Annotated in this window: 23 protein-coding genes and 8 pseudogenes; 12 read left to right on the top strand and 19 right to left on the bottom strand. The window is 34.6% G+C overall.

Translation table 11 applies throughout. From position 1 onward, the window contains the following. Positions 1-94 precede the first annotated feature (94 nt). From DBU79_RS04575 to DBU79_RS04560, 4 genes and pseudogenes are all read right to left on the bottom strand, one after another. Positions 95-847, bottom strand: a complete 753-nt coding sequence (locus DBU79_RS04575; protein ID WP_154411673.1) for a restriction endonuclease — start codon at positions 845-847, stop codon at positions 95-97. Beyond that, positions 840-1,895: a DNA cytosine methyltransferase gene (locus DBU79_RS04570; protein WP_154411672.1), complete on the bottom strand. Its 1,056-nt coding sequence runs from the start codon at positions 1,893-1,895 to the stop codon at positions 840-842. Before DBU79_RS04570 ends, DBU79_RS04575 begins: the two co-directional genes overlap by 8 nt. 86 nt (positions 1,896-1,981) lie before the next feature. After that, positions 1,982-2,605, bottom strand: a pseudogene (locus DBU79_RS04565) (GIY-YIG nuclease family protein). 2 nt (positions 2,606-2,607) lie between these two features. Beyond that, positions 2,608-3,161 (bottom strand): annotated as a pseudogene (locus DBU79_RS04560) (DNA adenine methylase); the annotation flags it as partial. 40 nt (positions 3,162-3,201) lie between these two features. Here DBU79_RS04560 and DBU79_RS04555 point away from each other — a divergent pair. The 7 genes and pseudogenes from DBU79_RS04555 to DBU79_RS04530 all read left to right on the top strand — a co-directional run bounded on the left by DBU79_RS04555 (position 3,202) and on the right by DBU79_RS04530 (position 8,708). Continuing rightward, a pseudogene (locus DBU79_RS04555) lies at positions 3,202-3,986 on the top strand (hypothetical protein). A gap of 19 nt (positions 3,987-4,005) precedes the next feature. Further along, a complete protein-coding gene (locus DBU79_RS04550) occupies positions 4,006-4,299 on the top strand; it encodes a hypothetical protein (RefSeq protein ID WP_154411670.1) in 294 nt (97 codons plus the stop codon). A 6-nt stretch (positions 4,300-4,305) separates the two neighbouring features. Beyond that, positions 4,306-5,734, top strand: a pseudogene (locus tag DBU79_RS08040) (hypothetical protein); the annotation flags it as partial. 2 nt (positions 5,735-5,736) lie between these two features. Beyond that, a complete protein-coding gene (locus tag DBU79_RS07930; RefSeq protein ID WP_326731208.1) occupies positions 5,737-6,138 on the top strand; it encodes a mobilization protein in 402 nt (133 codons plus the stop codon). Next, positions 6,135-6,425: a hypothetical protein gene (locus DBU79_RS04540; RefSeq protein ID WP_000159826.1), complete on the top strand. Its 291-nt coding sequence runs from the start codon at positions 6,135-6,137 to the stop codon at positions 6,423-6,425. The genes DBU79_RS07930 and DBU79_RS04540 overlap by 4 nt, the downstream gene beginning before the upstream one ends. Continuing rightward, entirely contained in the window at positions 6,426-6,983 is a 558-nt protein-coding gene (locus tag DBU79_RS04535; RefSeq protein ID WP_154411669.1) for a hypothetical protein, read from the top strand. Beyond that, positions 6,984-8,708 carry a type IV secretory system conjugative DNA transfer family protein gene (locus tag DBU79_RS04530; RefSeq protein WP_195834229.1) on the top strand — a complete coding sequence of 575 codons (1,725 nt, stop codon included), beginning with the start codon at positions 6,984-6,986 and terminating at the stop codon, positions 8,706-8,708. It abuts the gene before it with no gap. Positions 8,709-8,965: 257 nt separating this feature from the next. Here the strand turns inward: DBU79_RS04530 and DBU79_RS04525 are convergent, their stop codons facing one another. Both DBU79_RS04525 and DBU79_RS04520 read right to left on the bottom strand, forming a co-directional pair. Next, positions 8,966-9,247, bottom strand: coding sequence for a type II toxin-antitoxin system RelE/ParE family toxin (locus DBU79_RS04525; RefSeq protein WP_025452836.1), 282 nt, complete (start codon positions 9,245-9,247; stop codon positions 8,966-8,968). Next, a complete protein-coding gene (locus DBU79_RS04520; protein WP_128044752.1) occupies positions 9,240-9,554 on the bottom strand; it encodes a hypothetical protein in 315 nt (104 codons plus the stop codon). Before DBU79_RS04520 ends, DBU79_RS04525 begins: the two co-directional genes overlap by 8 nt. A gap of 299 nt (positions 9,555-9,853) precedes the next feature. On the opposite strand from DBU79_RS04520, the pseudogene DBU79_RS04515 reads away from it, so the two are divergent. After that, a pseudogene (locus DBU79_RS04515) lies at positions 9,854-11,765 on the top strand (relaxase/mobilization nuclease domain-containing protein). Positions 11,766-11,789: 24 nt separating this feature from the next. On the opposite strand, the gene DBU79_RS04510 reads toward DBU79_RS04515, so the two are convergent. From DBU79_RS04510 to DBU79_RS04495, 5 genes and pseudogenes are all read right to left on the bottom strand, one after another. After that, positions 11,790-12,974 carry a hypothetical protein gene (locus DBU79_RS04510; RefSeq protein WP_154411668.1) on the bottom strand — a complete coding sequence of 395 codons (1,185 nt, stop codon included), beginning with the start codon at positions 12,972-12,974 and terminating at the stop codon, positions 11,790-11,792. 31 nt (positions 12,975-13,005) lie between these two features. Beyond that, a complete protein-coding gene (locus DBU79_RS04505; protein ID WP_154410086.1) occupies positions 13,006-13,290 on the bottom strand; it encodes a hypothetical protein in 285 nt (94 codons plus the stop codon). Between the two features lie 81 nt (positions 13,291-13,371). Next, positions 13,372-13,683 (bottom strand): annotated as a pseudogene (locus tag DBU79_RS04500) (ParA family protein); the annotation flags it as partial. Continuing rightward, positions 13,674-13,823: a hypothetical protein gene (locus DBU79_RS07790; RefSeq protein WP_167599593.1), complete on the bottom strand. Its 150-nt coding sequence runs from the start codon at positions 13,821-13,823 to the stop codon at positions 13,674-13,676. The pseudogene DBU79_RS04500 and the gene DBU79_RS07790, both read right to left, overlap by 10 nt. A 14-nt stretch (positions 13,824-13,837) precedes the next feature. Then, positions 13,838-14,647, bottom strand: coding sequence for a helicase (locus DBU79_RS04495; protein WP_180634513.1), 810 nt, complete (start codon positions 14,645-14,647; stop codon positions 13,838-13,840). A 249-nt stretch (positions 14,648-14,896) separates the two neighbouring features. Here DBU79_RS04495 and DBU79_RS04490 point away from each other — a divergent pair. Then, positions 14,897-15,223, top strand: a pseudogene (locus tag DBU79_RS04490) (integrase); the annotation flags it as partial. Between the two features lie 76 nt (positions 15,224-15,299). On the opposite strand, the gene DBU79_RS04485 reads toward DBU79_RS04490, so the two are convergent. The 5 genes from DBU79_RS04485 to hopJ are packed head-to-tail and all read right to left on the bottom strand — an operon-like array spanning position 15,300 to position 21,122. Further along, a complete protein-coding gene (locus DBU79_RS04485) occupies positions 15,300-15,707 on the bottom strand; it encodes a DNA adenine methylase (RefSeq protein WP_229764012.1) in 408 nt (135 codons plus the stop codon). Between the two features lie 15 nt (positions 15,708-15,722). Then, positions 15,723-17,522: a translational GTPase TypA gene (typA, locus tag DBU79_RS04480; protein ID WP_000790224.1), complete on the bottom strand. Its 1,800-nt coding sequence runs from the start codon at positions 17,520-17,522 to the stop codon at positions 15,723-15,725. A 45-nt stretch (positions 17,523-17,567) separates the two neighbouring features. After that, complete coding sequence (locus DBU79_RS04475) at positions 17,568-18,410, bottom strand: glycosyltransferase family 9 protein (RefSeq protein WP_154411667.1); 843 nt, start codon at positions 18,408-18,410, stop codon at positions 17,568-17,570. Then, complete coding sequence (locus tag DBU79_RS04470) at positions 18,376-20,013, bottom strand: class I SAM-dependent methyltransferase (protein ID WP_154411666.1); 1,638 nt, start codon at positions 20,011-20,013, stop codon at positions 18,376-18,378. Before DBU79_RS04470 ends, DBU79_RS04475 begins: the two co-directional genes overlap by 35 nt. A gap of 8 nt (positions 20,014-20,021) precedes the next feature. Continuing rightward, complete coding sequence (gene hopJ, locus DBU79_RS04465; RefSeq protein WP_154411665.1) at positions 20,022-21,122, bottom strand: Hop family outer membrane protein HopJ/HopK; 1,101 nt, start codon at positions 21,120-21,122, stop codon at positions 20,022-20,024. 116 nt (positions 21,123-21,238) lie between these two features. On the opposite strand from hopJ, the gene gltX reads away from it, so the two are divergent. Beyond that, positions 21,239-22,630 carry a glutamate--tRNA ligase gene (gene gltX / locus DBU79_RS04460; RefSeq protein WP_154411664.1) on the top strand — a complete coding sequence of 464 codons (1,392 nt, stop codon included), beginning with the start codon at positions 21,239-21,241 and terminating at the stop codon, positions 22,628-22,630. A gap of 117 nt (positions 22,631-22,747) precedes the next feature. Here the strand turns inward: gltX and DBU79_RS04455 are convergent, their stop codons facing one another. The 3 genes and pseudogenes from DBU79_RS04455 to modA all read right to left on the bottom strand — a co-directional run bounded on the left by DBU79_RS04455 (position 22,748) and on the right by modA (position 24,977). Beyond that, positions 22,748-23,545, bottom strand: a complete 798-nt coding sequence (locus DBU79_RS04455; protein WP_134890061.1) for an ATP-binding cassette domain-containing protein — start codon at positions 23,543-23,545, stop codon at positions 22,748-22,750. Then, positions 23,542-24,215 (bottom strand): annotated as a pseudogene (modB, locus tag DBU79_RS04450) (molybdate ABC transporter permease subunit). Before modB ends, DBU79_RS04455 begins: the two are co-directional and overlap by 4 nt. A gap of 21 nt (positions 24,216-24,236) precedes the next feature. Continuing rightward, the gene (modA, locus tag DBU79_RS04445) at positions 24,237-24,977 is read right to left on the bottom strand and encodes a molybdate ABC transporter substrate-binding protein (protein ID WP_134890060.1); all 741 of its coding nucleotides are present in this window, start codon (positions 24,975-24,977) and stop codon (positions 24,237-24,239) included. A gap of 225 nt (positions 24,978-25,202) precedes the next feature. Here modA and DBU79_RS04440 point away from each other — a divergent pair, with 225 nt between their 5' ends. Continuing rightward, a complete protein-coding gene (locus DBU79_RS04440; protein WP_000595790.1) occupies positions 25,203-25,763 on the top strand; it encodes an outer membrane beta-barrel protein in 561 nt (186 codons plus the stop codon). Then, positions 25,747-25,932 (top strand): hypothetical protein, encoded by a 186-nt coding sequence (locus DBU79_RS07925; protein WP_229764011.1) that lies wholly within the window; start codon positions 25,747-25,749, stop codon positions 25,930-25,932. The genes DBU79_RS04440 and DBU79_RS07925 overlap by 17 nt, the downstream gene beginning before the upstream one ends. The last annotated feature ends 132 nt before the right edge of the window (positions 25,933-26,064 follow it).

Raw genomic sequence — 26,064 nt, 5'->3', positions numbered from 1 at the left:
TGTTGGGCAAAAAATAACGAACATTCAATCCACCTTGCCACATTTTAATGCTATTATCTTGTATTTTATTTAGGCCGTATTATGCTATTGGTTTTTATGAAAGTGGCTTACTAGGTATTTCTGTAATTTTGTAATCAAAAAAGTTTTGCGAAATGTTAAAAACGCTCTGCCCTTCCATTTGTTGGCGGGTTATCCAATTCAAATCATTGTCTTTGATTTTAGAAATTTCTACGCACGCTACTTGCCCGTTAAACAGATCAAAATGCACCACAATAGTAGGAATTTTATCCGTTATCAAACGCCTTTTAGCTTCTATAACTTTATGTTCTTTAATATCATTGATCCCTTGAAACCCGCTTTGAACTTCTAGCAATAAATGATTGTCTAACAAAAAATCGGCTTTAGGACTTCTTTTAAAGTTTTCTATGCTCTCAAAATTATCACCACCAAAAAATTTGATGGTTTCTTTTTGTGCGCCAAAAAGACAAGCGATAAAACCCTTAAAAAACTCCGCTACTAAAAACCCACGCATCCAAGAAAAACACACTTCTTCAGGTCTTCTGCCTTGATTATTCAGCTTATAAATAATATGAGTGTCCACTATCTTTGAAAACACTCGCTCTATGGAGTTTTTAAAAAAGCATTCCAATTCATACTCATTATATTTAAAACAATAAACACTATTGATAGCGCTAAAAATTTCAATAAGCCTTTTTTTGAGCGCGTTTAAATAATTGAAATCAACGCAAGGTTGTATGTCTTTAGCACCTAAAAATTCCTTAAACGCATTTTGAGAATTAAAACCCAATAAATTTCTATAACCTTTAAAATCGTTATTATCAAACATTTTTATCCCTTAAAAAATCAAAAACCGCCTGTGCGAGCGCTGCACTCAATAAAGGCGGCACGGCATTGCCAATTTGCAATCTTTTAGCACTAGAGCTCCCACAGAATTTATAATTATCAGGAAAGCTTTGCAATCTTGCTCCCTCTCTAATGCTTAACGCTCTAGAGTCTCTTGGATGGATACACCTAGAACTGCTTGGGGTAGAAAAATTTCTTGTAATAGTGGGGGCTGGTTTTTCCCACCACATTTTGGCATAGGTATTAGTATAACCACTTTTGGGGCGTAAATTTTTGGGCAAATCATCTTTACTCTGTCCGTCTTTTAGCGTTTGCATGATTTTTATAAGTTTTTCATTATTTTTAGGACTGCTATGCTCGCTTAATTCTTTAGAATTTCGCACAAATTCCAAAAAAACATTATCCGCATTTTTAAGATAACCTAAAGCATCACCATTTTCACCGCTTTGAATGGGTGGTAAATCCCCTAAAGCGTCTTTTAGAGAAAAATGCGTTTTTATGGGTTTGGGGAAGTGGAATTTTTGTTTAAAGCTTTTGAGCGCGCCCACTAAAAACACTCGCTCTCTTATTTGAGGCACACCATAATCTAGGGCGTTTAAAATGGCATGCTCTAAAATATAACCTCTCTCTTTAAAAGCGTTACAAATTTGTTTGAATAATTGCCCTTTTTGCATAGACATTAAACCCACCACATTTTCAAAAACAAACATTTTTGGTTTTACTAAATCTAAGAGCCGCAAATATTCTTTAAACAGATTCGCTTTTTCATCCATTTTTCTTTTGCCAAGGGTAGAATAGCTCTGGCATGGTGGTCCTCCTAGTAGAATATCAATTGAAACGCATGGTAAGTTGTGGCAATCAAGTTGCATAATATCGCATAAAATGGTTTGCGCCTCTTTATGATTGGCTTGATAGCTTAAAATAGCGTCTTTGTCTATATCGTTGGCCCATATCAATTCAAAATGGGGATGCACAGAAAAGCCATAGCTCAATCCTCCAGCACCACAAAAAATATCTGCTACTTTATACAAGTTTTATTTTTTCCTTTCATCTAAACCCATGCTTTTTAAATGGAGCAAAAACTTAAAGCCCTTTTTTTAGGTTAAGATTATTTTATTTAATCTTTTAAAGTTCCGCTAGGTTTGTCAATCGCCTTTCTATGGATGGCCTTTTCTCTGTTTTGAGCTTTTTGAGTGGTATTGGCATGCTCATCTTTAATATCATTTGACTAATCTTTGCCTTGCTCTTGCACATTCCATTCGGGTAATGCGTCATTGTTATTGTTTCTATAATCCGTCAAGCAAGCTTGCTCTAAAAGTTTATAGCTTATGCTTGCGTCTTTGATTGCATGAAAACCAAACAAGCCTTTCACTTGAGTTTCAAAATTAGGCTGATAAATCATGTAAAATTCTATTTTAGCCCCTGTGAGTATTGTGTGATAAAGAAAATACCACACGCCAAAACTTCTAATATTAGGCCTCCCTTTGACTCCCCCATCTTTATAAATATTGAGCGTGCTTTTAATCCCACCATCTGCTTGAGAGCCACCGATTTTTTTAATCTCACCATTCACAACAATTAAATACACTCTAGCCACATTTTGAGTTAAAATATCTTGAGATAAAGATTGATTATTTTCATCTTTTAAATCCTTAAGATAGTTGAAATTTAACTTTGTGCTGTCTTTCACATATTCTACATCAGCGATTTTAAAGGCAGTTTTGACTTCGCTAATATGCATTTTTACTCCTTGATAATCAATAACTCATGAGATTGTTTGACATGGTTACTATCGCCTCTTTCTAAGCGATTTTTACCCATTCTGATCTCGCCTTGTCCCATAGTGTATTGCCAAGATGGCTCTAAAATTTTAAAATCTTTATAGGCATTCCTTACAAATTCGCAGTCATTATAACTTAAAATAAATGGCCCTTTATGCCTTTTTAGCATGTGAGCTAAGACTTCATGTTTAAAACCATTATGGTGGATAGGAAAATTACGCATAGGATAAATCCCTTTAAACATTTTAGAATTTCTAACACATAAGGGGGGTCAAGATAGAAAAAATCATTAGGATAAGCGATCAACACTTCTTCAAAACTAGAGCATTCCACCTTTAAACTAGTGGAATTAAAATCTTTAATTTTTAAAAGGGCGTTTAGATAGCGTTGTTTGTCAGTGTAAATTTTACTCATCCACCCTAAAAATCCTGGCCTATAGCTTAAATTAAAGTTAAAGTAATAATCTCTGGCCAAAATTAAGGGGTCTAAAACGCATTCTTTAGAGAATGTAATTTTTTTCTAATCTCTAAGAAATCAATATCTAGGAATTAGGACTATGCGAGAAAGAGCTTTTAAAAGAAAAGTTTTAGATGCGAATATCTTAAAAGAAATGCATGTGAACAATGTCTGTTATTCCAGGCATTCAAAAGACAGGTTTATTCCTTTCAGATTTAATAAATTTGGTTATGTTGAATGTAAAATCTTTAAAAAGATATTGAACTTTCCTAGCAATACAACTTTCTTTGGTGGCACAGGCTGTAAGAAACTCATGGAACTTTTAAGTGAAATCGTTATAGATTCTAAAAGTTCTAAAATTGCGTTAAACCGCCATTATGCCTTAACTCGCTTGCAATGGTGCGATAGAACCTTAAGACATAATCTCCAAATTTTAGAGGAAATAGGATTTTTAACTGCTTTTAAGAACGAAAAGGGTTATGTTTTTTGTCTATGCATGACTTCACTAAAATAGAAGACTACGAATATTCAGGTTTGAATGGGGAGAGCAACTTACCTAATAACTTCTTTTTAGGAATTTGTGGGTATTTGAAAAAACTTTTCAAGAAATTAAAAGATAGAGCATTCAAGCTCGCAAACAAGCACGGTGTATTCTTTTTGAATATCCCTAAGCATTTTCAAATGCAAAACTTTAACAATATTTTTTTGGAGTTTGTGTCGGTTAATAATCCTTGTCTTTCTTATAGATTTAGATTGACTTATGATCAACTTGTTGGTAAAAAAATTCCAAATATCAAGTGCTCTTACCAACAAGCAATTGTAAAAAAGAATATCCATAGAACATTAGATGAACTATCTATGGATAAGGAAATTTTAGCATCATAAAGAAAACAAAGGACAAAAAATGCAATTCCCACTCAAAAAAGATTTAAAAATTTCACAAAAATATGTGATCCCTAAAGGCTTTGATCCTACAAACAAAGAATACATAAATCTTTTGGTGAAAGATCTGCCTAAATCAGTGCATAGGGAAATTGAAATCGCTATGAGATTATTATTTGAAATCAACGAAGTAGAGACCGCGATTGAAGTCATGAAATTTCTCACTCAAGCAATGGATCGTGTTTTGTATGATGCGAGAACCAAACATTATGAAATGAGACTAGCCAAAAAGATTAAAAAAAGTAGATTTGAGTAAAAGACTATGGCTTATATCGCTAATTTACAATTCTTACCATTAGATGAGATTTTACTCTCTAATGGTTATAAACACAAAGTAGAGAAATCAAGCAAAAATAACCCGGCTCTTTATAATGAATACGATACCATTAAAGGCACACTTATTGTTTCAAGAAAGCCTGATGGGAGTTATCATTATTTCAACACTCATAACGATGAAGATAAAGGCACGATTATCGCCTTTTGTAAAAATCGTGGGCTAGATTTTAATGATTTAATCAAAAACAGAGATGATTTAGAAATTAGCGATAAGCCAAACTACAAATATAACAATTCCAAGCTATATGCAATCATTACCAAAGAACAAGAAGCAGAGCGTCAAAAAGTGGTGAAACAATTTGAAAAGCTCCCTACCTACGATATAGAAAGCTCAGACTTGTTTCACACTTTATTGGATAGTCGCTCTTTGGATAAAACCTTACTAAAACCTTACAATCATTTATTAAAAGAAGATGAACATGCAAATTTATGCGTGCCTTGCTATTTAACCAATGATAATGGAAACTTAATACAGGGTGGGTATAACAAGCGATTATCCAAACCTTTCACTATGCAAGGTGCTACTAATCCCACTAAACACTTAATGCAAGCAGGTTCTATCAAGGGTTTTGAAGTTTTATGCCCACAAGATATTAAAAATATTCAAAATATCATTGTAGCTGAAAGCGTTTTTGATGGCTTAAGCGTGTTAGAAATGCAAGGGTTTGATCCTAATCAAACAGCTATTATTTCTACTATTGGTAATTTCACAGAAGAAAGAATGCAAAAATTTGTAGATAAATTTCTTAATACCATCAACACTTATAAGTGTAAGGAATACAATGAATACCACAAAGAAATTGATCGCTACAACAAGCAATTAGAGGACTATGAAAATTACATAAATTTTCAAAAAAGATATGAAAAATGGCGTGCTAAAGAGTTAGTTAAACACGATAATGACCCTAAAAAAGTCCCTAATGATCCCATTTTCTCTCCCATAAGAGATAAAAATAATCTTATCCCTAAACCCATTTTAAAGCCCGCTCTAGCCTTACGCCTAAAAGAACCAAAAATTCCTAATTTAAGTCTTAATGTTATTTTAGCAATGGATAATGATGAACAGGGGCAAAAATTCAACGCTATTTTGGAAAAAATTTTTTACGCTCACACTAAAGAAATTCCAAACATTTATACGCCTATCAGCAAAGATGCGAACGATGATTTGAAAATCGCTAAAGCATTAGGATTGAAGCAAATTAGCAATAGGATTTTACAAGATTTTTTATTTGATGCCAAAGAAAAAATGCAAAACCCTACTACCACACCATCACAAAAAAGCATCTTGGCTAACCAATTACAAAAACTACAAGATCTAATGCCAAAACCTAAACTACTACAAGGAGTGTTTAAAAGGATGGAATTTTTATTGGATGTTAGATGTGTCCAAATTTTAAATGATTTAAAAACTAGGCACAACAAGTCTTACACCAAAATTGTAGAAAATCTTATTTTAAATAGCCAAATTAGTTTCTACAAACAGCAAAAAATCACAAGCGCTTTAGGCAGTTTAGCGATGCTATATAGCTCATTGAATGCGACTTGTTCTAATTTTAACCAGATTGCTTACCATTTAAATAATGCGGCACTTTTAGGAGAAAATGTTATCCATTTGGGCTTATTGCAAGATATTGAAACGCAACTGAAAGCTTGGAGTGAAAAAACAAAAATTTTAAACCTAGCTATCAAAAAAAGCGCTTTCATCGTAGCGCATTGTTTAAAAGGGGATAAGAAAATTTTAAAAGGGATGAATTTATGACAAAAGAAACTGATATTGATTTAATTAGAAATTATTTAGAAAAAATGGCATCTATTATTAAAAGTTCTCAAAGCATTATCAATGCTCCCCATTTTCTAAAAGATGGAAATCAAGCAAAAATATTACAAGAAAATCTGAAAGAAAATTTCACTCTTTTAATGGAATATATTAGTGAAGTTTGGGTTAAAAGCGAAGAGGAGTTTGAAGAGTTTATGAAAGATGAGAGTTTTGAGAATGATTTTATGCATTTTATGAGTTTATTAGATAATAAAATAAAAGTAGAGTAAATGCAAATTTATAAGCCTTATTGCTATATCATTTCTATTTTAGCCATTCCTTTTATTTTTTTAGGCGTATCGCATTATTTCTTAGGTTTTCCTAGTTTTTTAGCGAGTTATAACTATCTAAAAAAGATTATTCTTAATCTACATAATTTTCCCCATTTTAAATTTGAGATTTACTTTTCATTCTTTTGTGCGTTATTGCCGCTATTTTTGACAGCCTACTTATTTTTTAATGGGCGCAATATGGATAGTCATGGCAAGGCAGTTTGGGCTGAAATGAAAGATATTATTAAATACGAATATAGGATTTTTAATATTCTTAAAGGCTTGTTCTTAATTTTGTTTTTGCCTCTAATGCTTGTTGTCTCTAGCTTTACGCTATTGCCTATTTTTATAGGGTGTATATTTTATGGAGTTTATCAATTTGCCAAGAAAAGACCTAAGGTTTTCTTTACGATCTTATCTTTTTTAGTAGTGATTTGTGTCTTAACCTTTATATTTAGGGGATTTTTAAGTGTAAAACTAACGCTATTTATGAAATATTTAAAAGGATTATTTTAAATGAGAGAAAAATTCAAAACATTAAGAGATAAATTTAAGGATAAAACCAGCAATTTATTCCATAAGCTTAATAGCATTCAAAAAGATTATTACACTAAAACTCTCCCTAAGGCTTGCAAAGATGTCTTTACGCTAGGTTCTTCTAAGAGTTATCCTATGACCTTAAATTTTAACAAAGGTTTTTGTGTGGGGCTATATAAAGGTTTAAATTCACTTAAGCCTACTTATTATGATGCTCCGCTTTCTACTTTAATTATCGCTCCTCCTGGAAGTGGTAAAACCGCAGCTGTGGCTGTGCCTAATCTTTTAAATGTGCCTAGCTCTTGTGTGGTGTTAGATATTAAAGGGGAGTTATTTGATTTAACGGCTGGTTACAGACAACAAGTTCTAAAAAATAAAATTTTTGTATTTGATGGAAATGACAACACGCTTAAATTCAATCCGTTTGATAAACGCATTGTAGAAAAATTAGATTTTAACCGAAAGCGAAGGCTTGTAGATGAAGTGGGTAATACTATTTTTGCTGAAGATGGGGCAAATAAAGACCCTCATTGGACACAGCAAGCTAAAAATTTATTTGTCTTTTACGCTCTTTATGATTTGTGCGTGCATAACACTAGCACCTTTTTTGAAATTGCAAGCGCTCCTATAAAAAATTACGTTCCCTTAATCAATCCACAAAGCCGATTTTATACTGAATTATATGAATGTCAAAGTAGCGATAATGGTTTTGTTAAAGAGAATGGGCGTTATATGGCTAAAGTAGAAAATGGCGTTAAAAAAATGAAACCTAATGTCAATGTGGAATTGCTATGGTATAAACAAGTAGCCGAACAAGTCTATACTGACCCAGAAAATCCTAAAAATTATGATGGATCTGTGAATAATTTAGAAAAAGATGATCAAGGCAATATTATAATGAAAGAGGGCATGTTAGATCCTGTTATTAGAAACGAAGCGAACAAATGGGCTAAGGCGAATGATAAAGAGTTTGCGAGCATTAAATCAGTTTATAGCCGTTTTATGCAAGTCTTTACAAGCTATCAAGTTAAAAGCGCTACAGACAGCATGAGTTTTGAATACGAGGATTTAAGGGCTGATAATATTTCACTCTATATTAAAATCGCTCAAACAGATATTGACACGCTCGCACCGCTTATCCGTATCCTTTTGGAAAGTATTGCTAAAAATCTTTTATTGAAAGAGAGTAAGAAATTTGAAGAAAGGGTTTATCTTTTTTTAGATGAATTTGTGCGTTTTGGTAAATTGCCTTTTTTATTAGAAATGCCCGCATTAAGTAGGAGCTATGGTGTGGTTTTAATTTTTATTACGCAATCCAACGCTCTTATTGAAAAATATTACGGCAAAGAAGATGCAAGAATTGTTAATAGCACCGTGGCTTACAAAGTGATTTTCAAAATGGATGATTTAGAATACGCTAAACAAGTGAGCGAAGAAATCGGTAAGATGACTAGAAAAACACGAAGCCACTCTACAGAAAAAGGACAGCTCATTACTGGAGGGACTTCTAGTATAGGAAAAGAAGCGTGGGACTTATTGAGCGCGCAAGATATTATGAATATTGATAAAGATGAAGTGATCATTTTAGTGAGCGGTCATAAGGCTAAACCGTTAAAATTAAAAGCGAATTATTATTTCAAAAACAAAGAATTACTCTCTCGTATTAACTGGGAAGTCAAGCCCAATGAAGAAGTGTTTGATTGATCAAAAAAGGTTGTATGAATATTTTTTAATTGCTTTTTAAAAATCGCTTTCTACAACTTTTTATCCTTGTTATTAAAAGGAATGCGTTGATTTATAGCGCAGACTTGCATGAGTAAGATTTAAAATAAAGATTAACATTTTTGTAGTGTGGCTTAGCGCAGCTTATTTTTAGAAATTAGCATGTTCTATTTTAAAGTTAGCGCAACTTGAATTAAAAATTAGCACGGATTGTTGTAGATAATTTTTTTAGCGTTTGATCACTTTTTAAATAGCTCGCTATGAGTGTCTAGACGCAATAAAACAAGTTCATTTTCTTGTTTTTTGATTTCATAAATCAATAACAAGTTTGGCTTGACATGGCATTCTCTCAACCCTTTAAGATTGCCGCTCAAAGCATGGTCGCAATATTTTTGTTGGAGTGGTTTTTGTTTTTTTAGGCAATCAACAACGCTTGTAACATCGCTTTCTGTAATACGCCCAGATAAGATATGCTTATTAAAGTCTTTAAGAAAATCTTTCTTAGTTCTGACTTTAAGCATTATGCCTTTCTCTTTCTTGTTTTGCTATTTGTAAAAAATCATTGAAGTCTCCAAACGAAACATCGTATTCTGGGTCATCTTTTGAGGCGATCGTATTTAACAAACTTTGTGTGGGTTCTTTTTCTTGAGAATGTTTTTGGGCTAAAACCTGTCTGATCATTTGTTCTTGTAATTCACACTCTTGGATTTTTTTTATCGCTTTATTTTTATCTCCTTCTGCTTTAAGCAATTGTTTTTCAATGGAGTTTAAGAAATTGTGCAGTTGCTTTTCATTGTATTGCGAGTAATCTGTAATAACATTTGACATATTGAACTCCTTTCCAACAGATGATAGTTAGCGTAACCTACATTATAGCCCAAATTTTTGTAAAAAATTGGTTTGAAAAGAATCAATTGAAAGTTTTAAAATAAGTTTTTTTTGGTTAAGTTTGATTTAAGAATAGCTTTTAATCGCGTGTTTTAGCCACCTGCAAGGTCAAATTGACTTCAATTTTTACGAAATTGAAGTGTTATCCTGCACTTTAAAAAAGGGGAATAATAATGTAGAATAAGAGCTAAAAATTAAAACAAGCGGCAAAGTTTTTATGAGGATAAAATTACAATAAAATGGCGTTAGAAAAAAGTTATATTAAAAACTTTGAAAGCGATGAGCTTTTTGATTATGATGTCATCAAGCCCAAAAAGACGCTTAAGATACAATACACTTATGCTAAACGCTATTATTAAAGAAGCAGAAAAATTTACTAAAAATTTAACCCAACTCACACAAGAAGAATTCATGCGTTTAAGAGAGCCACAAAAACAAGTGGTCATCAAAAACATAGGCAATATGACACGCCTGCATTCAAAAAGGGCGATGGATTATATCGCTAAACATGGTGAGCTAGTGAGAGATGAATTTTTTAATGAAGTTAATTATAATGATATAGCAGAGCAGTGGAATGAGCAATTTGAAAAATTATTAGAAAATAAGAGCCGTGTTAAAAATTGTGCTTTACATCTAGTGTTTAGCATTGATGAAAATTGTAATGAAAAAAATTTAAAAGCTTTGGAATTAAGCGTGTATCAAACACTCACTAACACGCTAGGTTATGATTACCCTTTTATAATGAAACTCCATACACACCAAAACAATCCGCATGCGCATGTGATTATCAACAAAACTAACAAAATTACCAATAAGCAACTACGCTTTCATTCTAAAGACAGCTGTAAAGAGTTTTACCACACACTAAGAGAAACATTTAAAGATTATTTATTTGCTAACTCAAAAGGCGAATTGCAATATTCTAACACGCCTAATATTTATAAGGCGATTAAAGACATAGAAACAGAGTTAGATACGCTAGAAAAACAGGCTAGAAACAATAAGAATTTTAGGCATGAAAACTATTTCTATAAAGTTTTGGGCAGTGCAACTTCTCAAATAGAAAGTTTGAAAAAAAGAGAAAATGCCCTATCTGATCATTTAGATAGTCTAAAAAGTTTATTAGAAAAAACGCATTGGGAAAAAGAAAAATTCACGCCCCCAATAAATGAAAAAGAACTTAACCAACAACTTAAAGAAATAAAATGGTTAAATAAAGAATCTTTAACCCCTAAAAACACTTATAAAAAAACTCAAAAATTGGTTGTCTGTAAAAGCCCTTTAATAAAAGATTATCTTTATACCACCAAAAAACTTTTTGCCACACAGAAAAAGATTATAGATTTAGAAAAAGATTATAAAGATTTAAAAGTCTTGAAGGAAGAATTTAGCAAAGATTTAGAAGTTGATTTATCCCATTCAAAAAAACGCTTTGAGCTTTACACTAGACTAAAAAGCATGAGCAAAGTTTTTACAAGTAAAAGCATTGTTAAAAATTTAGAAAAAATTGCTTTAGATTTTAAAAGCGATAGACATAGTATTTCGCAAAGAGCTTTTGAATTTTTTAGGTATATGAATTATCAAAATTTAAGCTTGACTGATAAAGGCAATATGTTTTTAGTGGCTAAGTTTTTTAAAGATAGCGCTTTACTTGTTAATATTGCTAGGTTTGAAATGAAAAAGATAGATGATAGTGTTAAAAATTCTAACCCACAAGGCAATTTATTAGACAAACAAGCTTGGCTTAATCTTTTAGAACATTTAAAAAGACTTGAAGAGGAAAACTATTGTTTTGCTAAGAAGCGAAAAGAATTCTTAGAAACTAGAGCTATGGAGCTATCAAAAGATTTAAAATTTTTAACGCAAGCTCATGAAAATGATTTGCCTATTTATGAAAGAGGGCAAAGGGATAAAATCATTAAACGCTGTGAAAAATCGCTTAATTTTTTGCAGAAAGAATTACAATGCTTTAAAACCTTATTAAAAAGCACAAGTATAGCTTTAGAAAACTTGCAAAGCAACCATCAAATCACAGCCGTTACACAAACCGCACAAGAAAACACAAACGCACTCAAAAATACCACCAAAGATTTTAACAAAACTACCAATGAACCCATAAACCCTAGCAATAACCATGAAATGGATTTTTAAAACCATCCATAAAATTAAATAACTTTACTTAGCGTATTTTTGAACCAATTCTTCTAAAGTAAAGCCCAAGCCTTTGTTATCGTCTCTCAATTGCTCTTTTTGGCAAAGCAAAAAATTTTGTTCCACTTCTTCTTTAGTGTTAGAAGTGTCTAAAAGGCAAGTTTTTAAATCTTTTTGGTAATCTTGTATGAATTTGTCAAAGCGCTCTTTGTTGTTATAGAGTTTGGCTTGCGATTGGGCACAACTCTCTTTAAGACTGATAAACTCTCCTTTCTTATGTTCGTTACGCTCCATGCAAATATCTGCAGCAAAAGCGATCAAGACATCTTTATTCTCTCTCAATAACCCCGCAGATTGCATAGCCAACTTGTTCGCATCAATAAAAGGGCTTTGCTTTTCTAATTTAGGGTTCATATCCAAAGCGATTTCTTTCAAGCTCTTATTGTCCAAATGCGTTCTTTGGCAATGGGTGGATTTTTTATAAGGGCTTATATAAACGCCATTCATCAGAGCGGCTTTTTCTAATTTTGGATCAACTTTTTTAATGCAAAAAGAAATAGCCGATTTAACGCTCAATTCTTTAGAGCTAGAATAAGGGTCGTGAAATTTTTCATGCACTTCTTTTTGGCATAATCTTTCCTTGTTAGCTAAATTGGGCGCACTTTTAACGCATTTTTTAATGAAGTAAGGGATAATATATAGTTTATATTGTGCGTATTCTTTTTCAAACGCTTCTAATTGCGCGAGATTAATTAGTCTGTCTTGTCGGTCTTTTTGTTTTTCATAAGCGTTAGTTTTATCCATGCATTGTTCTTGTAGTTCTGGGTTATGGAAGTCAGAGCAGCTAAAACGACGCTCTTGTTTTTGAATGATGGGCGTTAAAAGAGTGTTTAAGTAGGCATCGTTTCTTTTAAAGCACTTATCTTTTAAGCCTTCATTAGCGAAATCATCGCATTGATACTGAACAATCTTTTTAGTGATAATTGGTTCAATAAGCTCTTCTTGAGCCTTTAAGCACTGATTTATCCCATCATATTTTTCAGGGAAAGACCACATTTCTTTTTGGCAATCGTATTTTGGGTTGTTTTTAGCCTTAGTCAAGTGGTCGTTTAAAATTTGCTTGTCTAAAAACGCGCACCCACTCACGCCTAATCCCATTAAACATGCTAAACTCAACGCTCTCAACTTGAAAAGTTTTGTTTTTTTCATTTAAGCTCCTTGATATGAAAACACCATAAAATCACAACTTGCTCGCCTTATCTAAAAACATTTGCTTCATTTCTTTTTTCTTGTGTTCTAAGTAAAAAACAATAGCGTCTTGAACAAACACGCTTTTATTTTCTCTGAACGCTCCAAATTCATTCAAATACTCTTCTACACTATTCATCACTTTCTCTGAAATATAGAGCGTGTGGGCTTTTTTCCTGTCTTCTTTTTCATGTTTGTTTGTTTCATGCTTGTTGGCATTCTCAAAGCGATTTTCTAGATCGCTCAGCCTGTCTTTTTTAGTGTTTTTAAATTCCATATTTATCCTTTAAAGTAGATTGTTTTTAATATCATAACACAATTAAGCGTTATTTAGAATTAAACTATAAATTCTACCATTTCATTTCTTGATCCCTAAATGCCCGCTCAATTCATCATAGAATTGAGACCATTCGTTTTTGGCTTTATTGTCATTGTATTCCATCACGCCCATACCTTCACTCACTGAACGCTTATAAGCTATCCTTTCGCTTAATATATTATCCATTAAAAACACGCTTTCATTAGCGTTATTTTGGTTGATAAAATCAATGAGAGCTTTTTTCTCTTTAAGAGTGGGGATAGTAGGGATGCGGTTCATCACAATACAAGCTTTTAAGTTTTCATTCAACGCTTGGATGTCTCTAATCCTTTCTAGCATGTCTAATAAAAGATTTTAGTCGTAGGGTCTTTAAGGAGTTGTGTCCCTACAATACTATCCTTTAAAGGCTCGTTGTGGTAAATAGCTTCTAAGAGCCTGGATCTAAAGTCAGGCTCACTCGCTATGGTGTTGTTTCTAATAGCGTTAAGCAAGCTTTCTAAATTATCTAAATTTGATAGAAGTCTTCCCTCTTGATCCCTGTTTTCTTCAAGGTCTCTAAGTCCATTTGGTGCGCTGAGTCCTGCATGATGTAATGGGATTTGAGCAGGTGGTGATACTGATTGATTTGAGCTTCCTGGAGCAATTCCATATCGCTCACCCCTTGCGCCCTTTTGATTTGCGCTCCCATTCTGTCTAGGGCTTCTGTCTCCATTTTCGTTTGCTCTATCACTGCTTTTATCAAGCTCATTATCGTTCTGTGATCTTTGGTTTTCATGGTCTGTGGGAAATAATGAGCCCATCTGTCCATGATCAAAAAAGCGTAAGCGTCCAGTCTGTCCTGGCTGTTCTCTAGAGAGAGAAAGCCCCAAATCTCTGGAGCTATTTTGTTGATGAGATGGGGATTGCGGTGGGCGTGATACTCCTCTCTCATCATGGGGATTATCCCCCTTTTCTTCGCTTCTTGCTCCATTTTCCATTCGGCTTGCTGGACTGCTTGCTTGAGTTGATGCTCCATTGCTATCTGCTCTTGCTGATACTCCATCTCCTCTAAATACATGTTCATGTAGTCTATCTCGCTCTCTATGGGGTTTTTCTGAAACTGCCTGTTGGTCGCTAGATCTATAAACTCCTCTTGTTCCTCCCTGCTCTCTAGGCTCAATAAATAAACTAGAGTTTTGGTGTGAAAGTTCTTCATCACTCGATCGCTCCACTCCCTCTTGCTGTCTTCTATGTTCGCTTCTGCGGTGAATTTCTTGCGGAATTCCTGCTCTAGCTCTGCTCGGCTCATCTGCGCGATTTGTTCTTTCTTTTCCATTTGGTTCTCCTGAATTTTGTTGCTCTAATTCTAAATCAGCCAAGCTTAAATTTGGATGATTATTGTCATTATTTTTAATAATATTGTTAGAAGTATTAGTATCTATTGTATTGTTAATAGTGTTATTGTTATTTGCGTTAGAATTTTGCCGCTCATTACTGCTCTCTTTAGCTTGAATGATTGCTTCATTCAAGCTTACTAGAATGTTAGTTTCTGTCTCTAAGTCTCATAGAAAGGGACTTGAAAACTATGGCAAAGACATTAAAACCTAATTTAGATAAAGATGAGTTAAACACACTTTATAAGGCAAATCTTGCTTATGCTAAAAACACGCATGAGCATTATTTCAAATTTAAAAAAGATTTAGACTACAAACTCTTTAATCCTAGCATTATGCATGAGCAAGGTTCTATAAGCTTTGTAGGCGGACAAGGAGCTAAAAGATTATTAGACATACTCTACAAGCTCGCATTTAATGCTAAGTCTAATAAGATTGCCCTAGATAGACATTACGCCAAAATGTTTTTGCAAGTTGTAGCAAGAACTCTAAGAAAGAATGAGAGTTTTAATAAAAAATAAAACATTCTTTAAGGTTAGTTCTGTAGATTTTTGGTATAATAACAGAGTAATCATCTTGTAGATTAGATTTGACTTAAAAACTCCATTCTTTTTTATAATGGGCTTTTAACTCTTGCTTAATGGTGCTGTAAGTTTCTAGTGTAGGTTCTAAAGAGAGCAAATTATTATAAAGAGCTTGTTTGACTTTGAGCAACACTTGATAAAAATTCACTAAAATGTCAAAAATATCAAAACCCAACACTTCTAAACCCAACTCTGTTGTGCATGCAATTTCTACGCTCCCCCCACCTATAAAAGGGCTAATAATCCTACGCACACCATTAGGTATATACTCCACTATTAACCCTACAGCTAAAGACTTGCCCCCACCATATCTTAAAGTGGCTTTTATGTAGCATTTGTAACGCCCATTATTGGAGCGTAAATTGTGCAAAAAAACATCTTTTTTACTAGCGTTTTGGTTGAATAAATTGGCATGCATTCCAAAAAATTCTATTTATTTTTTCGCCCTTTTCCTCATGTTGGGGTCTAAAATCTTTTTCCTAATCCTTAAATTCAAGGGGGTAACTTCTAAAATCTCATCTTCTTCAATCCACTCTAGCGCTCTTTCTAACACCATAGTCCTAGGCGGGGTGAGTTTGATCGCGTCATCGCTCCCGCTCGCTCTCATGTTGGTTAAATGCTTGGATTTAATGGGATTGACATCTAAATCATTATCCCTACTGTGCTCGCCAATGACCATGCCCACATAAACCTTAGTTTGGGGGTTGATAAAAAGCGTGCCTCTTTCTTGGATATTGAAAAGGGAAAAAGCGGTCGCTTCGCCATTTTCCATGCTGATTAGCGCCCCATTTTTGCGCGATTCCACGCTCCCGCTAAAAGGGCGGAATTCTAAAAAGCTGTGATTCATCACGCCTTCACCCTTAGTGTCGGTTAAAAACTCGCTCCTATAGCCGATAAGCCCTCTTGCAGGAATTTCAAATTCTAATCTTGTATAGCCGTCGCTCATGGGATTCATCGCTTTCATCTCGGCTTTTCTTTTGCCTAATCTCTCAATGATAGCCCCGCTAAAATCTTGAGGCGTGTCAATCACTAAATGCTCAAAAGGCTCGCATTTAACGCCATTTTCTTCTTTAATGATGACTTCAGGGCGTGAAATGCTAAACTCAAACCCTTCACGGCGTAAATTTTCAGCTAAAATAGTGATTTGCAATTCCCCACGCCCGCTCACTTTAAACTTGCCTTCGCCCATTTCTTCGCATTTCATAGCGATATTGGTTTGCATTTCTTTTAAGAGCCTGTCTTTCAATTTATTAGCAGTAACATGCTTTCCTTCTAACCCGGCTAAAGGCGAATCATTGACAGCAAAATACACGCTCATCGTAGGCTCTTCTAAATGCATGGGATCTAAAGGCATGGGGTTATTGGGATCAACGACGCTATCGCCCACATCCATCGCATTAAACCCAGCAATCGCTACAATATCGCCCGCATAAGCGTTTTCAATCTCAGTCCTAGCCAGCCCTAAAAAGCCTATAAGCTTAGTGATACGACCGTTTTCTTTACTCCCATCGCTTTTCATCAACAGCACGCTTTCATTCTTTTTAACCGAGCCATTAAACACTCTAGCGATACCGATTTTGCCCACATAATTGTCATAATCAAGCGTGAAAATTTGCATTTGCAAAGGCTCATCCACGCTCCCGCTAGGGCTTGGCACATGCTCTAAAATCGTTTCAAATAAAGGCTCTAAATTTTTCTTTTCATCGTCTAAACTTTTCATCGCATAGCCATCTCTAGCAGCAGCATACACCACAGGAAAATCCAATTGCTTATCGCTAGCCCCCATCGCTACGAACAAGTCAAAAACTTCATCCACCACTCTGTCCGGTTCAGCGGCGGGCTTATCAATTTTATTCACCACCACAATAGGGCAAATCCCAAAACTCAAAGCTTTTTTAACCACGAACTTAGTTTGAGGCATGACCCCTTCTTGAGCGTCCACTAAAAGCAACACTCCATCCACCATTTTTAAAACGCGCTCCACTTCGCCCCCAAAATCAGCATGCCCGGGAGTGTCAATGATATTGATTTTAGTGTCTTTGTAATAAATAGCGGTGTTTTTAGACAGGATAGTGATCCCTCTTTCTCTTTCTAAATCGTTGCTATCCATCACCCTTTCATCCACTTTTTCTCTCTCACTAAATGTGCCAGATTGAGAAAGTAAGCCATCCACTAAAGTGGTTTTCCCATGATCAACATGCGCGATTACAGCGATATTTCTAATATTTTTCATGAATGTCCTAACAAGCAAAATTGAAATTAGAAGTATAACACAATATTATAATAGCCCCAAATGGCGGAATTTTTTGGCTAAATCCTGTTCTATGGAATGGCTTTTATGGGCTTTTAGAAAATTTTCATTCTTAGGCGGCATGAAATCGTCATTATCTCTATAAAAAAAGATAAAATAATTTTTCTTTAAATAGTAAGCCAAATGGATTAAAAACGAATCCCCCCCTATATACAAATCGCTTTCTAAAATCAGGTTTTTAACTTCTTCTAAACTGGTTTTAGCGCGATAGTGAGCGACTTCATCTTTTAAAAAAGCGTATCGTTCTTCAAAATCTAAAAGCGTAACACAAAAGGGTTTTAAAAGTTTTAAAACGATTTTTAAATGCTCTAAAGAAATATTCCTATCATTTTCTCTTGTGAAAGGGTTGATCAAAATCTTTTTGGGGTTTTTTAAATTCGTGGGATATAAAGGGTTATCAAAAACATGCCCATAAATTTGAGAAAACAACTCCTGGCGGTTTTGATAAACATTTTTAATTTCTTTATTTGGAGTGGTTATGGAAACAAATTTGGATAAAAGAGCGCTTCTAAAATCTTGTTTTTCTAAAATCAAATGTTTGATTTTGTGCTTTTTAATTGCTTTCAACAACCATAAAAAATCCTTCATCGCCCAAAAAACGCCTTGTTTTTTAAGGTCATAAAAAGCAGGGATATTTTCAAAAACAGGAATGATTTCAAAATGTTTTTCGCATTCTAAAAGCTTGGCGATTTTTAAAGTCAAACGAGTGCCTAGGATTTTAAGGGGCTGTTGCTGTTTGAAAGCGATTTCTTTTAAAAGGCTAAGCGTGATGAGATTATCCCCTAAAGCCAAAAGACAAGCAACATGCATGGTTTTTCCTGATGGTGAAATGTTTAGAGTCTTTTTTTTCTATCCCTAAATTTTTCAAATAAAATTTTTCATCAAAACTATTGTTTATAAATTGCGCAAATAGGGGCAAACATTCCAAATCTTTTCTTAAAATTTTATGCGTTTTAAAAAGCGATTCAAAAATAAATTGCATTAAATCGCTGTTTAATAATTCCTTTAGCGCATTAGCGCTGATAGGAAAATTTTCTTTTAAAACAAACATGTTCGCGCTGTTTAAAAAAAGGCGTTGCTCATTGTCATAAAAAAAGACAAGCTTTGAAGAAATGAATTTATACACGATTTTTTCTCTAGCCTGATAAAGGCTTAAGGGAGCGACTTGCTGGCAGTCTTTTAAATCAGCGTTAATGAATTGGCTAGGGGCTTTTAATCCGTCTTTTAAAATATCTGAACCCCTAAAAATGGGAATGGTATTTTTTTCTTGCTTGGAGCGTAATTTTTCTTTATTGTTGCCTGTAACAATCCCTAAAGCAAAATGAGCGTTATTTTTTAAAGTGATATGGGGAATGGAAAAAAGGTGGTCTAAAATTTTATTTTCTTTGCTAGAGCAATGGATATTAAAAATCTTTTTAGGGTTGTTAAAAAAAGAAGAGGACGAGCGTTTGAACTTGCTATTTTGATAAAAACATGAGATTTTTTGATCCTTGTTAGGGGTTTTTTTAAGCACCAAACCCACAGCCTTAGTCATTAGATTTTTAAAGGGTTTGTCAAAATCAATCAGGCTTCTAATTTGAAACTTTAAAGCCATTTCTCGCATTTTTTTAAACGCATCAATATTCAAACAACTTTCAGGCAATAATAGCCCCAAATGAGCGTTTTCTTTTAAGCAATTCAAACTCGCTACAAAAAAGAGCGACGCGCTATCTAGGCTTTGAGAGAGGTTGAATTTCTGTTTGAAATTTTCTTTTTGGTTTTGGTTGTATTTCTTACCCCATGGCGGGTTGGTGAAAATGCAATCAAATTGTGGGGTGTGTTTTAAATTTAAAAAATCTTTTTGCATAATATTAGGGCAATCTAAACGATAACGCTCCTTAATACGCTTTTTAGTCAAAGCGACAGCAAAAGCGTCTGTATCATAGCCATAGATATTTTCAACCTTAAAACCTAGTTTTAAAGCATGCATGATAAAATTCCCACTCCCCACAGCCGGATCGCAAAAAATCGCTTGGGAGGTATCAAAATCTTTAGGGAGAGTGAAAAGTTGCTCTACTATCCTATTAGGGGTGTAGTAAATGCCTTCTAAATTTCTGGTGGTGTTAGAAAGTTCTTCTTCATAATGAGAATCCAACTTTTCTAAATCAGAGCTATTTTCTAATATTTTTAGGTATTTTAAAATCAATTCTTGATGGTTATGCGCACCTTTTAAGGATTTGTTAGCGTATTTGTTAAGCTTGTTTTTCCCTAAATGGTTGCGGCAAAAATCTAAAAAAGAGCTTGTTTTCACATAAATTTTATGATCAATCTCTAGTTTCTCTAAAAGATTGGTTTTGATCCAGTTATGCACGCTGCTATGAGAAACATTGATTAAATGAGCGATTTCTTCAATCAAAAGAGCGTTTGAAGGCATCTACCCCCCTAAAAACTATAAACATAACTCACATTAAACACCACAAGGCGTTTGAAAAAGAGGGAAGTGTTTAACCCTTTGCCATGCGTTTCATAAAAGGAATTGACCGCTAAAGGGATTTTCAAGCCCATTTCAAAGCCATTGTGCCTATTGACATTCACACGAACCCCAAAATTCAAAGGGATTTGAAAAAAACTCGTGTGCATTTTAGCCTGATAATCAGTCAAGTAATTGTTGATAAAACCCGTTTGACTCACCCACATGCTTAAACCACTCCCTACCCACGAACTCCCCGCTAAAGCAAAGCCCACATAAAAACCCACGCTAGAATGTTTTTGCACATTATCAATGAAATTAAAAAGGTAGTCTATGCCAAGCCCATAGAGGTGGTTATTCATTTTGCCTAAACCATCAAAGCCATTGCCCACAAAACCAAAATTAGTGTAACCATAGTCATAGAACAAATAATAGCGAAACCCTTGATTTTTTTTCTTGGTGAAGAAATGCTTATACCCTACGCTCAAACTCACCCCATACATGCTTGAAATGTTTTTAGAATAAGAGCTAGGATCCAGCGCGTTTAAGGAATTTGAAATTTGAGCGATTTGAGAAGATAAAGAAGAAAGCATGCGGTTTTGAGATTGAGTGAATTGCAATTCTAAATTTTTTAAGTTTTCTGCCAATTCTAAAGGGTTAGTAATGGGTTCTTGCATTTTTTCTAACGCTTGGGCTAATTTAGGGTTAGATGCAATTCCACCGCTAAGCATGACTATTTTTTCAATGTTTTGAAGGGTGGATTGGAGGTAGTATTGTTCGGCTTGCTTTTCAGTGGGGGTTAATTTAGCATCGTTTTTCAAAGCGTTGTTGATGTAATTAAAGGTGTTGGGCATGTTTGTGATTTCATTTTTGACTTGATTGAGTTTATAGATTTGGTTTTGAGCGTCAGAAATCGTTTGGATGCGTTCTTGATTCAAAAAGGGATTATTATGCTCAACGGCATGACTGATAGAATATTCAAACCCCACGCTCGCATACGCCCCATTTTCTTCAGCGATACAACAAGATAAAAATAATAAAGATAAAGAAAATAAGGTTTTTTGAAATTGCATGGGTAATCCTGTTAAAAATAATCTCAATCATACACTAATTTTAATAGAAAAAAGTGAAACAATTTTTAAGCCATTTTTGAATACAATAAGAGCATTTTATTTTTAAGGTTAGAATAATGAGTTTGATCGTTACGCGCTTCGCCCCGTCGCCCACTGGCTACCTCCACATAGGAGGTTTAAGAACAGCCATTTTCAATTATCTTTTTGCACGAGCCAATCAAGGAAAATTTTTTTTACGCATTGAAGACACGGATTTGAGCCGTAACTCCATAGAAGCGGCTAACGCCATTATAGAGGCTTTCAAATGGGTGGGGCTAGAATACGATGGCGAAATCCTCTATCAATCCAAACGCTTTGAAATTTATAAAGAATACATTCAAAAACTCTTAGATGAAGACAAAGCCTATTATTGTTACATGAGTAAAGAAGAGTTGGACGCTTTGAGAGAAGAACAAAAAGCTAGGAAAGAAACCCCACGCTATGACAATCGTTATCGTGATTTTAAAGGCACGCCCCCTAAAGGCATAGAGCCTGTGGTAAGGATTAAAGTCCCACAAAATGAAATCATTGTTTTTAATGACGGGGTTAAAGGCGAAGTGAGAGTGAACACTCACGAATTAGACGATTTTATTATCGCCAGGAGCGATGGGACGCCCACTTATAATTTTGTGGTTACCATTGATGACGCTTTAATGGGGATTACTGATGTGATTAGAGGCGATGATCACCTTTCTAACACCCCTAAACAAATCGTTCTCTATAAGGCTTTGAATTTTAAAATCCCTAATTTTTTCCATGTGCCAATGATTTTGAACGAAGAAGGGCAAAAATTAAGCAAACGCCATGGGGCCACTAATGTGATGGACTATCAAGAAAGGGGCTATCTTAAGGAAGCTTTAGTGAATTTTTTAGCGCGTTTGGGGTGGAGCTATCAAGATAAAGAGATTTTTAGCATGCAAGAATTATTGGAATGTTTTGACCCTAAAGATTTAAATTCTTCGCCCAGTTGCTTTAGCTGGCACAAGCTTAATTGGCTCAACGCTCATTATCTCAAAAACCAAAGCACGCAGGAATTATTAAAGCTTTTAAAGCCTTTTAGTTTTAGCGATCTCTCGCATTTAAACCCCGATCAATTGGATCGCTTGTTGGACGCTCTCAAAGAAAGATCCCAAACCTTAAAAGAATTAGCCCTTAAAATAGATGAGGTTTTAATTGCTCCTATAGAGTATGAAGAAAAGGTTTTTAAAAAACTCAATCAAGCGCTCGTTATGCCCTTGTTAGAAAAGTTTAAGCTGGAATTAAATACAGCCAATTTCAACGATGAAAGCGCGCTAGAAAACGCCATGCACCAAATCATTGAAGAAGAAAAGATTAAAGCGGGTAGCTTCATGCAGCCTTTAAGATTAGCCCTTTTGGGTAAGGGGGGCGGGATAGGCCTTAAAGAAGCGCTTTTTATTTTAGGCAAAACAGAGAGCGTCAAAAGAATAGAGGCATTTTTGAAAAGCTAAAAAATTGACTCTGTTTTCATTGAATGCTAATAATAAAAGAGTTTGATTTTAGCGGTTGTTATAAACAACTCCTTTTGAAAAATAAGAGGGTTTCAAGAGAAAAATGAAAAAATATTTCTAAAATTTTTTGTTTTGATTGAAATCAAGCTCAAAAGTTGGGTTCAGACAATCTTTGGGCAAACTGATCGTTTGAGGAATGATCTCATAATGGCAATAATTTTCATCTTCAAAGAGAGGTTTTACCCATAAGCGGTTTGAAAAAAGCCGATTTTCTTGATTAGGATCAATAACGCCATTGTTTAAAAAGAGGAAAGTTTGCGCGAGTTTGATTATTTCGTTTGGGTTATGACTCACCAATAACACGCTTAAATTTTCACGCTTGATAAAATCAAGCAAACCTTGTTGCACCTCGTTTTTTAAGGTATTATCTAGGGCGTTTAAAGGCTCATCTAAAAGCAATAGATTTTTGGCTGCGATTAAAGCTCTTGCTAAAGCGACTCGTTGGGCTTGCCCGCCAGAGAGTTGAGAAATTTTTTGCTGGATTAGATTTTCTAAACGCATTAAGCGTAACACTTCGTGGAATTTATTTTTATCTTTAGGGTGAGCAAAGGCGATGTTTTGATACACATTTAAATGAGGGAATAGAGCGTAATCTTGAAACACAAAGCCGATTTTTCGTTGTTGTGGTTTTAAAAAAATCTTTTTTTGAGTGTCTAGCCACACTGAACGATTGGCTTCAATATAGCCGCTACTCACCGCTTCAAGCCCTGCTAAAATGCGTAAAATCGTGCTTTTACCCGCTCCCGATTCTCCTAATAAAGCGGCAACTTCTGCTTCTTTAATTTCTAAGTCTATATTCAAATCAAACGCGCCCCTAGATCCTAAAAGGCGTTTTTTAAACCGCGCTTTTATCATAAAAACGAGCTTTGTTTTTTATTCAAAAACAGGGTAACAAACAAGAGGCTAAAACTGATAAGCGTGAGCGTTAAGGCGTATTGGTGGGCTTTAGAATAATTGAGCGCTTCAGTTTCGTTAAAAATCGCAATACTCGCCACTCTTGTTTCCCCTAATATATCACCCCCAAGCATCATCACCACGCCAAATTCGCCTATAGTGTGCGTAAAAGTTGTAATGATAGCCATCAACACACTGGGTTTGATGTTAGGGAGTAGGACAAAAAAAGGGTGTAATATTCCCCTTTTCCCAAGCTATAACTGGCTTCTTTTAAAGAAGTGGGCAAGGAAATTAACGCGCTTTTAATGGGGCTTACCATAAAGGGCAAGGAAAAAATCACGCTCCCTAAAATAAGCCCTTGGAAACTAAAAACAAGTTTCACATTGAACACATCTTGTAAAAACGCTCCCAAAAAAGAAGAAGGTGAAAAGATTAAAAGAAGATAAAACCCTAGCACGCTTGGGGGTAAAACTAAAGGCATATACACAAGCGTTTCTGTTAAACTCGTTAAAAGACTGCGTTTAAGACTTAAAAAATAGCCTAAAAAAATCCCTATAGGGAGTGAAATAAGGGTGGTAATCAAAGCTAAAGAAAAGCTCAAACGCATGGTAATCAAAAATTCATGATCCATTGTTCGCCTTTTTTATGCGTTTCAATCCACAATATAGCCGTATTCTTTAAAGATAGCTCTAGCTTTAGGGCTGAATAAAAAATCTTTAAAAACTTTGGCTAAAGGGTTATTAGCCCCATTTTTAGTGGTGATCAAGGCTTGTTCAATAGGGTTATAAAGGGCTTTATCAATGATGAAATAAGAGAGATTTTTATCTTTTTTATCCATCAAGGATAACGCTCCAAAGCCTATTTGAGCGTTTTTAGTAGCGACAAATTGATGGGCTTGAGAAATAGAAGCGCCATAAATGATTTTAGATTTAAGACTGGAAGCGAGCTTTAAATGATCTAAGACTTCCATGCTGGCTTTTCCATAGGGGGCTAGTTTAGGATTAGCCATAGCGATATATTTAATTTTAGGGTCTTTAAGAATTTCTAAAGAATCCATTTTTAGATTTTCGCTCCACAAAACCAACACGCCTTTAGCATAGACTTCTTCTTTAAAAGGGGTTATTTTTTCTTCATAAAGCTTTTTAGGCCTGGCAACATCTGCTGAAATGAATAAATCAAAAGGGGCGTTTTGAGTGATTTGAGCGTAGAGTTTTCCTGAAGAATTAAAGCTAATATTAACAGTGTCTTTGGGGTGTTCTTTTTGAAATTCTTTAACAAGGGCTTTTAAAGCGTGCGTGAGATTAGCAGCAGCAGCGATTTTTAAATCCTGTGCCAACAGAGCACTTGAAAAAAATACGATTAAAAAGGCAAACGCCTTGAAAGTATTTTTCATAGAACTCCCTTTGATTAAATGATTGAAGTTATTCATTATACCTATTTGTATCTTAAAAATTTGTATTTTAAAAGTTTGAGGCGGTTTGTTTTGTGGGTGTATCCCACTTATTAGTATTTAACCAAGATTTCCGCTCTAAAACCCTCATCTTTGATAAAAAATTAAATCTTTTAGAAAAATAACCGATTTTAAGGTGTAACTTTAATTCAACAAGAAGGATTTATTATGATTAAAAGAATTGCTTGTATTTTAAGCTTGAGCACGAGTTTAGCGCTGGCTGGCGAAGTGAATGGGTTTTTCATGGGTGCGGGTTATCAGCAAGGTCGTTATGGTCCTTATAACAGCAATTACTCTGATTGGCGCCATGGCAATGATCTTTATGGTTTGAATTTCAAATTAGGTTTTGTAGGCTTTGCCAATAAATGGTTTGGGGCTAGGGTGTATGGCTTTTTAGATTGGTTTAACACTTCAGGGACTGAACACACCAAAACCAATTTGCTCACCTATGGTGGCGGTGGCGATTTGATTGTCAATCTCATTCCTTTGGATAAATTCGCTCTAGGTCTCATTGGTGGCGTTCAATTAGCCGGAAACACTTGGATGTTCCCTTATGATGTCAATCAAACGAGATTCCAGTTCTTATGGAATTTAGGCGGAAGAATGCGCGTTGGGGATCGCAGCGCGTTTGAAGCGGGCGTGAAATTCCCTATGGTTAATCAGGGCAGCAAAGATGTGGGGCTTATCCGCTACTATTCTTGGTATGTGGATTATGTCTTTACTTTTTAATCCATTCTTTCATTCGCTCTTCTTTATCATCAAATTAAACCCTAGCCGACTCTTAAAAGGTTGGGGTTCAAAAATCTTTTTCATAAATAGAAAGTTTGCTTTAGTGCAGTATAATCCTAGCGTTTTAATTTTGATTTTACTCAATAGAGCGTTTGGTGTTTGCGTTTGAATACGGGTTTAGTAAGATTTAAATAATAAAATACTTATATATATATTTGATAGATATTATTTTATTCAATAGTGTTATTTAATGGCTCAATTTAATAGGATAGTTTCGCTTTTATTTCTTTAAAACAAATCG

Source organism: Helicobacter pylori, from assembly GCF_009689985.1.
GTDB classification, from domain to species: Bacteria; Campylobacterota; Campylobacteria; order Campylobacterales; family Helicobacteraceae; genus Helicobacter; species Helicobacter pylori_CG.
Note: the sequence above shows the minus strand (reverse complement) of the source record. Positions and strands in the feature narration are given on the sequence as shown.